Raw genomic sequence first — 13,063 nt, 5'->3', positions numbered from 1 at the left:
TTTTTAGCGATTTAGGCTTTTTATTTATCTTATTGTTAGCACTTGTTTTTTATTCCAATTTTATTGGTATGGCAATATTACCGTTAATATTTTTATCAGCAACAGCAACATAAAACATTATTGGCTGGCCTTTTTCATTTGTTAAAACAAATGGACGTTCAACACGTTCTGGTTTCCATATTGTACCATCAGAAAGAGCAAACTCTTTTTTCATAAAAATACTTCTTTCATCTGGACGCCAATCAGAACCATTTTCTGAATTGAAAAGAGCAAGTTCGGTTTTTCCCATTACATGACAAACCATGTAATATTTATTCAAAACTTCGTCAAACCAAATACAAGCATCTTCTGTTTGCGCCTTATTGTATACTGGTTTTGATGAAAATTCAAAGGGTCCTTCGGGTGAAGAGGATTTGCCTACCAACTGAATTCTATACCATTTTTCTTTATTTACATCGTCACCCTTCATTATCATGGTATATGTATCGTTATGATATACAATTGAAGGATTAACAGCAATATTTTTAAATTTAATATTATCTGGCTGCACTAATGGTTTTTCTGAACGTAAAAATGGACCAGATGGATTGTCAGAAATTGCCACACCAATACGTTGACTATTTCTTAAATTTTTTCTGTTTTTGGCAAACCAAGAACTATCAGGATAAGCCATATTGGAATTATCATTTTCTAGGAGTGGCTTAATGTCATTAGAAATATAGTACAGGCATATTTCCCCCTCCACTATTATAGCATAAGGATTATGAGAATTGTTTATATCCCACCCACTAGTTTTTTTATCATGTAAAACTACATTAACAAATTTAAAGGGACCTTCCGGTTTCTCAGAAATTGCATGAGCAATTTCGCAGTTGGTCATCCATCCTTTATGCTTGTATTTTTTGTTCCATCTTGAATAATATGCATGATATTTTCCTTTCCATTTTATTACCGATACTCCCCAGACATAATAATCTTCTTCTACAAGAACATGTTCATTTTTAGAATGATTAAAGAAATTTTCCTTCACGCTTGGGGACAACTCATCAAAACGTAAATCCTTATAGTCTGCTTTTTTTAAATATTTTGTTCTACTAGGCGAAGAACTATTTTGGCAGGAAAAAACGGCTATAATACAAAATATTTGTACCAGTAATCTTTTTATTCTTTTAAGTTTCATTATGCGTTCTTCGCTTTATAGTATAATCGCTAACGACCTGCTAAAACCCTCAATTCTTCGGGACATGCTCCGTTCTGTGTTTTAAGAGTAAATATAAAGAATTTGATGAACTATTATCGAAGTAAAGTACTTCCTATTAAAGTTCGATAATAGTTCATCAAATAGATAATATCATTATCGTTATTTGTCAAATCGAACTTGTGAGATTCATGAAGACCAATAAAAAATGACGATGTACTGAACTAAATTCTGATTATTGGGCGTGCAAAGCACGTAGCAACAAAAGTTCAACGCTAGTTGAATGTGTCACAACGGTTAGGCTATGATTTCGTTGTGGAAAATGTCGGAGACTTTTCCTCTTATGAAATCAGCCGATTGGTTTGTTAAATTTATATTTTTTTCTTCTAATGCCACAATGAATTATAGCCATTGTTATATGCTGGCTTTGCTTATGTTTTTCTCCACTAGTTTTTTAAGTTCCTCGTTACTTGGTCTTGGAGCATCATCATCAATTATTTTTCCATCTGAATCAAAAAGCAAATACCGAGGAATTGTGTGAATCTGATAATTTGAATGAAGTGATGAATTTTCCCAATTAGAAATTAAGTAGTTATGTTTGTTTTTATCAAGACCATCCATTTTTGAGGCTCTTTCCCATGCCTTTAAATCTTTATCTGTTGATATCGAAATTATTGTGAACTTAGAATGGTCTATTGATTCATCAAGTTTTTGAAGGTAGGGTGTTTCTCGCCTACAAGGAATACACCAACTAGCCCAAAAATCAACCAATACTACTTTTCCTTTTTCACTTTTCAATATTTTTTCGAAATCATAAATAGTTTCATCTCCCATCAGTTTCAAACGACTAATATTATCAGTAGGTATTTCCATTAAACCACCTGTTGAATTCCTTTGTTTTTCTTGATATTTTAAAGCACGCTCCAAGAAATCTATATCCTCCTTATCTATTGCAATTTGTTTGAACTTTTCTAAGTAGAGAAAAAACTTTTCATTCTCACTTGAGTTAATACCTTTTAAATTTCTTTTTAAAATAGCTGTTTTTAATTTTCCTTTTAAAAAAGTTTCATTTGTAGAGATATAATCAAAATACTCTGATGGTTTCGGATATTTTTTTCTATCAAAGAAATATTCATTTTTAATCACACTTAATAAGAAAGATAGATATTTATCATTTAAATATAATTCTTCATTATTTAATGACATTTCTAATTCTGAGACATCAAGTTTCTCTTTTTTATCAATGGATTTATATAATGTGATTTGAGCTCTATTAATGGATAATTCTACTTCTTTTTTATTTCTAAAATCAGAAGAGATTGCGTCAATTGCAAATAAACTATCCAATAGATAAATTGAATTATTGTCATTTTGACTATAATCCAAATCCTTTAATTTCAGTATTCCATGTTTTGTAGTTGGAAAAGCATTTGTTTCTAAATTTTTTTTATATAATAAATAATCAAAATTCAATTCACAGAAACTTGCAGTTCTATTAGTTATTTCAAATGTTGGGTAATCAAATTCATATCCGTTAATTAATTTAAAGTGATTATGAATTATTGAAACACTATCTCCTTTATGAACTGTAATGTTATATCCAAAATTTCCCCGAAGGTCAAAACCACTAATTGATAGTTCATCTTCTAATGGTAAAGTTATAGATGTTCTATTATGATATTTTCCCAGATAGAGTTTATCTAGCATAGGTTGAAATTCATTAAAAGAGATATTCAAAACCTGAGAGTAAACCGTATCATTAACAGTTATTGTTACTTCATTAGGTATTTCCTTAAAAGTAATTGATTCATCTTTTTTCAGTGAAAAAACTTCTTTTTTTTCTTGTTTACAATAGATTGTTGAAATAGCAATTATTAGAAACAGTAGTTTTCTCATTTTTAACTTGCTTGCATATAACGTGTTATATCATAAGAATATATACTTTTATCCTGGTGCTATTTCCGGATAAACGTAGTTTTCTGTGAGTTTATCTATTTTTTTCTTTTAGTTTAATGAGCATCCAACCAATTATCGCCCATATCCATATCAACATCTAAAGGAATAGATAATTTATAGGCGTTTTCCATTTCCTCTTTTATAATCGGTTTTAATAATTCTAATTCGTCTTTATGTATGTCAAAAACCAATTCATCATGCACCTGCAATAACATCTTAGATTTGTAGTTTTCTTTTTCAAATAGGTTCTGAATATTAATCATCGCAATTTTAATAATATCAGCGGCACTTCCTTGTATTGGAGCGTTTACCGCATTTCGTTCCGCTGCTCCACGAACAATTGCGTTTTGCGAGTTTATATTTTTTAAATAGCGTCTTCTGCCTAACAAAGTTTCTACATAGCCGTTGTCTCTGGCAAAATCTATTTGTTTGGCTATGTATGCTTTTAAGGTAGGGTAAGTTTCGTAATAGGTGTCAATTAGGGCTTTCGACTCTTTTCTGCTTAAATTGGTTTGGTTACTCAAACCGAATGCAGAGACTCCATAAATAATTCCAAAATTCACGGTTTTTGCATGGCTACGTTGTTCTCTGGTAACTTCATCCAAAGCAACATTAAACACTTTTGCCGCTGTTGCGCGGTGAATGTCTTCTCCGTTTAAAAAGGAACTTTTCATAGTTTCATCACCACTTAATTCCGCAATTAAACGCAATTCTATTTGCGAATAATCCGCTGCCAATAGAGTGTAATTTTTATCTTTTGGAACAAAGGCTTTACGCACTTGCTTGCCACGTTCGGTTCTTATTGGAATATTCTGTAGGTTCGGATTGTTAGAGCTCAATCTACCTGTTGCAGCTACCGCTTGGCTATAAGTAGTGTGAATTCTATTGGTTTCTGAATTGATTTCATTTGGCAAGGCATCTACATAGGTGTTTTTTAGTTTTACCAAGCCTCTCCATTTTAAAATATTGGCAACAATTTCATGGTCGTTGGCCAAGTAAGACAATACATCTTCACTTGTTTTGTATTGACCTGTTTTTGTTTTCTTTGGTTTATCCACCAATTTTAGGTGATCAAATAGTACCTCTCCTAACTGTTTTGGTGATGCCAGATTAAACTCAACCGCCGCTTCACCATAGATACTCGTTTCCAATTCTAAAATGTCTTTGTTTAAATCTTCCGATAAACCTTTAAGGAAGTCTGCATCTACATTAATTCCTTCTATTTCCATTTTAGCCAAGACTTTCAATAGCGGAATTTCAATTTCTGAAAACAATTTTGTCAATCCGTTTTCTTTCAGTTCTTTTTCAAAAACTTGTTTTAATTGAAATGTAATATCGGCATCTTCAACGGCATATTCTGTTTGATCATCAACAGAAACATCGCGCATTGTTTTTTGATTTTTACCTTTCTTGCCAATCAATGATTCTATTGAGATAGCTTGGTAGTTTAAATAAGACTCTGCTAGCACATTCATGTTATGGCGCATGTCTGGATTGATAAGGTAATGCGCAAGCATGGTATCAAAAATAGGGCCTTTCACGTCTATGCTATAATTGCTTAAAACCTTGATGTCGTATTTGATATTTTGCCCAATTTTTTCAATTTCCTCATTTTCAAAAAACGCTTTGAATTTATCCAAAATAACTAAGGCCTGATTTTTGTCTTCGGGAATTGGTAAGTAATATCCTTTTCCTTTTTCAAAAGAAAATGCGATTCCGACTAATTGTGCTTCAAACGTATTTAGGCTTGTAGTTTCGGTATCAAAACAAACCGATTTTTGTTGCATTAGTTTTTTTAAGAGAAGGTTTTGCGCTAATTCATTATTAATATGTTGGTAAAAATGATTGGTGTTTTTTGCTTCCTGAAATCCGGTAATTACTTCAGCCGGGGCGTCGCTTGGCGCTGCAAATAAATCTAATTGCGAAGTACTTGGTGCATTGCCTCCAGATTCTGAAACTGGTGTTGTTTTTTCTGCGGTATTATTTTCAGTAGGTGCTTTAAAGATTCGTTGAAAATTTTCAAACGTTCGTCTAAATTCCAATTCTTGAAAAATGTCTGACACCGCTTGAAAATCTGGAGTAGATAATTCAAAATTATCTTCATGAAACTGCACTGGGCAATCGAGTATAATGGTAGCCAATTGCTTAGATAAAAGCCCTAGTTCTTTATTGGCTTCTACCTTTTCTTTCATTTTTCCTTTTAGTTCATGTGTGTTGGCAAGTAAGCCTTCCATAGAACCATAAGCTTTTAAGAATTTCTTCGCCGTTTTGTCTCCAACACCAGGTAAACCAGGAATGTTGTCTACAGCATCTCCCATCATTCCTAAATAATCAATGACCTGTTTTGGGTCTTCAATTTCAAATTTTTCTTTTACTTTTTCTACATCCCAAATTTCAATACCATTCCCCATTCTTGCTGGTCGATACATCACCACATTATCGGTTACCAATTGTGCATAATCTTTATCAGGGGTAACCATAAAGGTTTTGTAACCTGCCTTATCTGCCTGCACCGAAAGTGTTCCAATTAAGTCATCCGCCTCAATACCTGCTACCTCAATAATCGGAATGTTCATGGCTTCCAATATTTTATGAATATACGGCACGGCAATTTTAATAGCTTCCGGTGTTTCTTGTCTGTTGGCTTTATATTCTGGAAAAGCGTCAACTCTGGCCGAAGAACCTCCTTTATCAAAAGCGACGGCTAAATGATCTGGTTTTTCGCGTCTAATAACATCTAATAAGGAATTGGTAAAACCTAAAATAGCAGAGGTGTCCATTCCTTTAGAATTGATTCTTGGATTTTTTATAAGTGCGTAATAACCTCTAAAAATTAAGGCAAAGGCATCAAGAAGAAAGAGTCTTTTTTGTTCTGGCATGTGTAAATAATTATTGAAAGTAAAAATACTAAAATCAGTCGACCTTGTTTGTAATATTTCCAAAACAAATTCGTCATACTACTTTTAACAAGAGATTAACCCTAATAGGGGGCGCTACTTAACAATAATTAAAATACTTTTACCTCAAATTAAACTGTTTATGCTTCGTTGGATTATTTTTATTGGAATTTTATTAGTTGCGGATTTTTATGCGTTTCAAAGTTTTAAAACAGTTGTAAAAAGTAAAATAGGGCTGTGGGTTTATTGGCTTGTTTCTTTAGCAATAATTGCCAATGTAATTTATCAAATAGAAACTAGCGACAGAAGTAGTGGGATGCCTCAATCTTTAATGTTAAGTTTTGGATTGGTTATTCTATCATTTGTGCCAAAGTTGTTCATGCTGCTTTTTATGTTTGGTGAAGATATCAGTAGAATTATTCGACTGTCTATTAATTTTTTTAAAGGTGAAGGAGTTTCAATTCCGAGTAGAAGAGGGTTTATAGGGAAATTGGCCTTAGGTGTTGCTGCGATTCCTTTTGCGTCCATTTTATACGGAATGACTCGAGGGAAATACAATTATCAGATTGTGAAACATACCTTATTTTTTGAGGATTTGCCAGAAGCGTTTGATGGGTTTAAATTAACACAAATTTCAGATGTGCATAGTGGTAGTTTTGACAATGCTGAAAAAATTGCACACGGTATAGATTTGATTAATGAGCAAGAGAGTGATGTTATTTTGTTTACGGGTGATATCGTAAATAATGTGGCGAGTGAAATGGATGATTGGATTCCTTATTTTAAAAAGTTAGAGGCAAAACAAGGAAAATATTCAGTTCTTGGAAATCATGACTATGGAGAATATGTGAGTTTTAATTCTGTTCAGGAAAAGGAGCAAAACTTTCAAGCCATAAAAGATATTCATCCAAAAATAGGGTTCGATTTATTGTTGAATGATAGTGTATATTTAGAGCGTGAGAATGAAAAAATTGCTTTGATTGGGGTAGAAAATTGGGGAACACGATTTAAAAAGGCTGGAGACTTGCAAAAGGCGACTGCTAAAATTAATAAAGAAGATTTTAAAATATTAATGAGCCACGATCCTTCGCATTGGGAGTCTGAAGTGAAAAATCACGATGATAAATTCCATTTAACTTTAAGTGGACATACCCACGGAATGCAATTTGGTATCGAGATTCCTGGCTTTAAATGGAGTCCGGTACAGTATGTTTACAAAAAATGGGCAGGTATGTATGAAGAATTTGGGCGCTATATAAATGTAAATCGAGGATTTGGATTTTTAGCCTTTCCAGGTCGTGTAGGTATTTGGCCGGAGATTTCGGTAATTACACTAAAGAAGAAAAAACAAACCGCTTAGTCTGTTTTCTCAAAAATTCTTTTATATTTAGCCGTAAATTATACGCCTTCAATCTGTTAAAAAAGTATTTAAAATGAGTAATCCATTTCAAGAATTATTTGATGCACAAAAGGCAAATCAATATGCTTTGGCTAATACTACTGCTAAAGAGAGAATCAAAAAATTAGAAGCCTTAAAAAAGGCTATTATGGTTACTTATAAAGAAGATATTTATAAGGCCTTAGAAGCAGATCTGAACAAACCAAGAGTAGAAACAGATCTTACAGAGTTGTTCCCTGTAATTAGCGAGATAAAATTTGCCATTAAATACATGAGAACTTGGGTTTCTAATAATTATGTAAAAACGCCGATGTCTTTATTAGGTGCTTCTTCCTGGATAAAATATGAACCTAAAGGTGTTAGTTTAATTATTGCACCTTGGAACTTCCCATTTCATTTGGCATTATGCCCCTTAGTTTCGGCAATTGCTGCTGGCAATACGGTGGTTTTAAAACCTTCAGAAATGAGCCCGAATGTTACTGATATAATTGAGAAAATAATAAAGGATTTATTTAATGAAAATGAAATAGCATTGGTTCAAGGAGCAGTTCAAGAATCTACTGATTTGTTGAAGTTACCCTTTAACCATGTGTATTTTACTGGCTCACCACAGGTTGGAAAAATAGTTATGGCTGCGGCAGCCAAACATTTGGCTTCTGTAACCCTAGAGTTAGGAGGTAAATCACCAACAATTGTTGATAGTAGCGCTAGTTTAAAAACGGCGGCGAAGAAAATTGTTTGGGGTCGTTTTGCCAATGCTGGTCAAACATGTTTAGCGCCAGATTATGTGTTAGTTGAACAAAAGGTAGAAAAAGAGTTTATCGGGGCTTTAAAGAATGCCATAACCGATTTCTTTACCGAGCATCCAATGCAATCAGAACATTATTGTAAATTGATACATGAGGGTCATTTTGATCGAATGAAAGGAATGTTAGATGATGCAGTTAAAAGCGGTGCAACTGTTGAAATTGGTGGGAATAGTGATAAGGATATTCTTAGATTAGAACCTACCGTTTTGTCTAATGTTACTCTGGTTTCTCGAGTAATGCAAGAGGAGATATTTGGCCCACTCTTACCAATTGTTACCTTCAATACGCTAGAAGAGGCCATTGAAATCATTCAATCAAAAGAGAAGCCACTTGGACTTTATATTTATAGTTCTAAGAATAAAAACATAAAGTACTTATTAGACAATACCAGAGCAGGAAGTACTTGTGTTAATAATAACTTAATTCAGTATTCAAATCACTATCTACCATTTGGTGGTTCTAACAATAGTGGAATAGGGAAGGTACATGGTTTTTATGGTTTTCAAGAATTTTCTAACGCGCGTTCAGTAATGAAACAACATACCTTTGGAGCGATTCAATTATTGTTTCCTCCTTATAATAATTTTAAGAAACGATTGACAGAATTTACTGTTAAGTGGTTTTAGGTGTTCTTCGATTTAACATTCCCCTAACACTCTAATTATGTTAAATTATAAGAAAATCTTATATTTGTGTATTAAAGTGTTGTTGAATTACAGATAATTATAATAATTCACCTACATTTTAAGTTAAGATACAAACAATATTTTCTATTTATGGCAAAGTTTGGCGAGTTAATAAGTTCTGAAATCCCTGTGTTAATAGACTTTTATGCAGAGTTAGAAGAAGCGACAACTGAATTGCATTCTGTGTTACGAGATGTGGCTGCGGCTTTAGGTGACAAGGCAAAGGTGATTAAGATTGATGTTGATAAAAATGAAACCTTAGCAAACGCATTAAGAATCAAAGGGAATCCAACTTTTATTATCTATAAAGAAGGGGAGATGAAATGGCGTCAAACGGGAGAACAAGATGCTAATTCGTTAATAAGTTTAGTAGAGCAATACGTTTAGTTTATTGCTTTAAAACTATATCCTTTTTTAGTAAACGCTTCTAAGACTTTAGGGAGTGTAAATTTCAAGTTTTTTGCTGCTTTTAAACTGTCATGAAAAATAATGACACTACCGTTTTGCGTGTTCTTTAGAACATTCTCCAAACACTTATCTTTAGAGATTGATTGATCAAAATCGGCACTTAAAACATCCCACATAATAATTTTATAGCCAAGTGTTCTCAGTTTTTTAGCCTGACTCAATTTTAGTTTTCCATAAGGAGGTCTAAAGAGTTTTGAATCGATCTCCAAGGCCGCTTTCTCCGAATTATTCAAATATTCCTCAGTTTGCTCATTCCAGCCATTTAAATGATTGTGCGTATGGTTGCCAATAGAATGTCCTTGCTCAATAATTTTTTGAAAGATGTCAGGATATTTTTTTACATTCTTTCCGATACAAAAGAAGGTAGCTTTGGCATTGAACTTAGCAAGTTCTGTTAGCGTCCATTCGGTTATCTCTGGCGTTGGTCCATCGTCAAAAGTTAGGTAAATCTCTTTTTTAGAAGTAGAAAAACTCCAAACCCAATTCTTAAATAAACGTTGAATCCAGTGTGGAGTTTTTACAAAATACGCCTTCATATTATTCTAATAAATCACTGAATAATTCAATATGTTCAACATACCTATCTCGTGCAAGTTTAGCTTGTTCTTCTGTATCGTAATTATTAACAGTTCTTACAAGTTGATCATACATCATTAAATTGTTTTCAATCTCATCAAAAACGGCTTCTAAATAAGTATCGTCAAATCGGCTATAATACACTAAGTTCTGCTCGAATTTAACGGCTAACTCTTCAATTAATATCCTTGCTTTTTCTGGCTTGTTAATTCTGTAATATGCTTCTGGGTAGCCTAATAACATTCCGTAATGTAAAAAGCCTTCTACCGGCATTTTATCTAAAGAAAGATCAATTATTTCTTCCGCTCTAATAGAGTCTCCTTCTAGAATTAATTGGTCAACTAAACGCAACATATTATTACGCATAGAAACGGCATTTTTACGAGTTTCTGTATCTAAATAAATTTTGCCATCGTTAATGTTTTTCCAATCTATATTGGTAAAGTAATTGTAGTTTATTTCTGCGTCTAAACGCCCCATATCAAATAAACTCTTATCTCCTTTTGGCGTGTAAATAGGAACAAACTTAAAGACCAGTCCATCAGATTGTAAATAATCTTTTAGCCAGATATATTCTTCATCTGCTGACGCTCCACCAGTAAAGTAAATTGGGTGTTTCCAATTGTTATTGGCTAAGATGTCCAACATTAAAATTCTATTCTTGGTCAATCCGTCTTGATCAATTTCAATATCTATATAAGGAACGATTAAATCGGCATCTTGCGGTTTAACCAATCCACTTGCTAAAACAGCAGCCTTGTCAACAGGAATTCTAATCTTATTTGTAGGATATGTTTTTTCTTTTTTATCATTTATGGTTTCTACGTAAGTAACATCATTTTTACTTTGTATCCAACGCATTAAATAATCGATTTCTATGATACTATCTTTAAATTGAGGCAGCGGATAGTGGTACGCCAAATCCATAGTTCCATATTTATACTCATCATGTGTTAGTTGAGAAGGAATTGGAGGCGCTTCATATGTTGCTCGTTTCATTTGATCGATATACCAATCTGTAGCAAATAGACTTGTGTTTACCAATTTAATATCAGTTCTATAATTTTCCACTTCTTGCATATACCAAAGAGGGAAAGTGTCATTATCTCCAATGGTAAACATGATTGCATTTTCTGCGCAAGAATCTAAATAAGCTTTTGCATTTAAATGCGAGGTATATCTGTTTGACCTGTCATGATCGTCCCAATTTTGCTGCGCCATTAAAACAGGAACTGCTAATAAGGTAATTCCAGAAATTGCAAACGCGGCAATTTTTTTAGGAGCAAACTGCGATGCAATTTGATACAAAGCCAACACGCCAAATCCAATCCAAACAGCGAATACATAAAACGAACCTACAACGGCATAATCGCGTTCTCTTGGTTCAAATGGTTTTGGATTGGTGTAGAAAATAATTGCCAATCCGGTGAATACAAAGAATAATAATAGGGTGTAAAAATTCTCTTTGTCATTTCTTAAATGGAATAATACTCCGATTAAACCTAATATTAATGGAAGGAAAAAATAGGTATTTCTTCCCTTGTTGTTTTTAATATCATCCGGAAGGTCGGATTGTGGTCCAAGACGCATGCTGTCAATAAAATTAATACCGCTTATCCAGTTTCCATTGTGAATGTCTAGGTTTCCTTGAATGTCGTTTTGTCGTCCAACAAAATTCCACATAAAATAACGACCGTACATATAGCCAAATTGAAAATCGATCATAAATCGAACATTTTCAATCATAGTAGGCTTTCGTTTGCTACTCTGCGGAATACCCGCTATGGCTTTATAGTTTTGGATTACATTTGGTGAAGGATCTACCATCCTTGGAATAAGTCCTTTGTGTTTGTCAGAATAATCAGGTAAAACATTGGTGAAATCATTAACAATTACATATTTCCCTGTTTCAAAATTTTTCTCGTATTTAGGTTTATCGTCTCTAAAAAGAGGATTTCCTTGAGGATCTGTTTTTTGTTCTCTTTTATAATAAAGTGAATAATATTTATCGTAGAAGACACTTGCATCTCCGTATTGCTCACGATTGTAATAGGCTAATAATTCACGTGCACTCGAAGGATTGTTTTCGTTTATCGTTGTATTTGCATTGGCTCTTATTGGTAACATTAACCAAGATGAAAATCCGATCATTACAAAGAGTACTGATAATAATAGTGTATTGGCGCCTACTTTGTTTTTCTTTCTGGTATAATTCAATCCAAAATAGAATCCAGCGACCAGTAAAATCATAGCTATAATACTTCCTGTATTAAAAGGAAGTCCAATAGTGTTGATGAAGAATAGTTCTAAAGCACTAAAGTATTTTAAAGTAAACGGGAATAAAAATTTAAAAATGAAAAGTAATACGGCTATAGAAGCAATGTTTCCTATGATAAATTTCTTACTATCATAGCTCTTATAGTTTTTGAAGAAATAAAGCAAAACCAATGAAGGAATTACCAACAATGAAAGAATGTGTACTCCAAATGAGAGTCCTACAACAAAACTGATAATTAGCAACCATTTATTTCCTTTTGGTTTGTGCATTTCTGCTTCCCAACGAATTCCTAGCCAAAATAACAATGCCATTAAAAATGATGACATTGCATATACTTCACCTTCAACAGCACTAAACCAAAAACTATCTGAGAAACAATAGGCTAAAGATCCTACCAAGCCACTACCCAATATAGCATACATGTTTCCACCGCTAATTTCTTCCGTTTTGGCAACCACTTTTTTAGCTAAAGCAGTAATCGTCCAGAATAAAAATAGAATGGTAAAAGCACTAGATAAGGCCGACATAAAGTTGACCATTGCTGCAATTTGAGTGACATCTGATGTAAACATAGCAAAAAACGCCCCCAAAATTTGAAATAGAGGAGCCCCAGGAGGGTGTCCAATTTCTAATTTAACGGCGGTAGAAATATACTCGCCACAATCCCAATAACTAACGGTTGGTTCTAGAGTTAAGGTGTAAGTTAATAATGCAATTGCAAATACTGACCATCCTAGAATGGTGTTTAGTTTGGAATAGTTCAATGATGACATAGATTCATTTTTATCAAGGGCGA

General features: G+C 33.3%; 8 protein-coding genes. 3 read left to right on the top strand and 5 right to left on the bottom strand.

The genetic code is table 11. The annotated features are described in order from the left end of the window. Positions 1 to 49 precede the first annotated feature (49 nt). The 3 genes from RM519_RS06945 to polA form a co-directional block, all read right to left on the bottom strand. Entirely contained in the window at positions 50 to 1,180 is a 1,131-nt protein-coding gene (locus tag RM519_RS06945) for a glycoside hydrolase family protein (protein ID WP_311592940.1), read from the bottom strand. Positions 1,181 to 1,612: 432 nt separating this feature from the next. Beyond that, complete coding sequence (locus RM519_RS06940) at positions 1,613 to 3,094, bottom strand: thioredoxin-like domain-containing protein (protein WP_311592939.1); 1,482 nt, start codon at positions 3,092 to 3,094, stop codon at positions 1,613 to 1,615. Positions 3,095 to 3,207: 113 nt separating this feature from the next. Then, positions 3,208 to 6,033, bottom strand: a complete 2,826-nt coding sequence (polA, locus tag RM519_RS06935) for a DNA polymerase I (protein ID WP_311592937.1) — start codon at positions 6,031 to 6,033, stop codon at positions 3,208 to 3,210. Between the two features lie 160 nt (positions 6,034 to 6,193). Here polA and RM519_RS06930 point away from each other — a divergent pair, with 160 nt between their 5' ends. The 3 genes from RM519_RS06930 (at position 6,194) to RM519_RS06920 (ending at position 9,332) form a co-directional block, all read left to right on the top strand. Beyond that, positions 6,194 to 7,411, top strand: coding sequence for a metallophosphoesterase (locus tag RM519_RS06930; protein ID WP_311592936.1), 1,218 nt, complete (start codon positions 6,194 to 6,196; stop codon positions 7,409 to 7,411). Positions 7,412 to 7,484: 73 nt separating this feature from the next. Further along, a complete protein-coding gene (locus RM519_RS06925) occupies positions 7,485 to 8,885 on the top strand; it encodes an aldehyde dehydrogenase family protein (protein ID WP_311592935.1) in 1,401 nt (466 codons plus the stop codon). 150 nt (positions 8,886 to 9,035) lie between these two features. Beyond that, the gene (locus tag RM519_RS06920) at positions 9,036 to 9,332 is read left to right on the top strand and encodes a thioredoxin family protein (protein ID WP_311592934.1); all 297 of its coding nucleotides are present in this window, start codon (positions 9,036 to 9,038) and stop codon (positions 9,330 to 9,332) included. Here RM519_RS06920 and RM519_RS06915 read toward each other — a convergent pair. Together RM519_RS06915 and RM519_RS06910 are read right to left on the bottom strand one after the other, a co-directional pair. Beyond that, entirely contained in the window at positions 9,329 to 9,949 is a 621-nt protein-coding gene (locus RM519_RS06915; protein ID WP_311592933.1) for a polysaccharide deacetylase family protein, read from the bottom strand. The two genes, RM519_RS06920 and RM519_RS06915, sit on opposite strands and share 4 nt — an antisense overlap. A 1-nt stretch (position 9,950) precedes the next feature. Continuing rightward, entirely contained in the window at positions 9,951 to 13,040 is a 3,090-nt protein-coding gene (locus RM519_RS06910; protein WP_311592932.1) for a protein O-mannosyl-transferase family, read from the bottom strand. Positions 13,041 to 13,063: the final 23 nt, after the last annotated feature.

Origin of the sequence: Urechidicola vernalis (assembly GCF_031846385.1) — a bacterium.
Lineage (GTDB): Bacteria > Bacteroidota > Bacteroidia > Flavobacteriales > Flavobacteriaceae > Urechidicola > Urechidicola vernalis.
The sequence above is the reverse complement of the archived record's forward strand: the minus strand, read 5'-3'. Positions and strand labels throughout refer to the sequence as shown.

Bases quoted from the DNA above. Each gene is read 5' to 3' on its own strand.
- RM519_RS06945 (WP_311592940.1), bottom strand. From the start codon at position 1,180: ATGAAACTTAAAAGAATAAAAAGATTACTGGTACAAATATTTTGTATT.
- RM519_RS06940 (WP_311592939.1), bottom strand. From the start codon at position 3,094: ATGAGAAAACTACTGTTTCTAATAATTGCTATTTCAACAATCTATTGT.
- polA (WP_311592937.1), bottom strand. From the start codon at position 6,033: ATGCCAGAACAAAAAAGACTCTTTCTTCTTGATGCCTTTGCCTTAATT.
- RM519_RS06930 (WP_311592936.1), top strand. From the start codon at position 6,194: ATGCTTCGTTGGATTATTTTTATTGGAATTTTATTAGTTGCGGATTTT.
- RM519_RS06925 (WP_311592935.1), top strand. From the start codon at position 7,485: ATGAGTAATCCATTTCAAGAATTATTTGATGCACAAAAGGCAAATCAA.
- RM519_RS06920 (WP_311592934.1), top strand. From the start codon at position 9,036: ATGGCAAAGTTTGGCGAGTTAATAAGTTCTGAAATCCCTGTGTTAATA.
- RM519_RS06915 (WP_311592933.1), bottom strand. From the start codon at position 9,949: ATGAAGGCGTATTTTGTAAAAACTCCACACTGGATTCAACGTTTATTT.
- RM519_RS06910 (WP_311592932.1), bottom strand. From the start codon at position 13,040: ATGTCATCATTGAACTATTCCAAACTAAACACCATTCTAGGATGGTCA.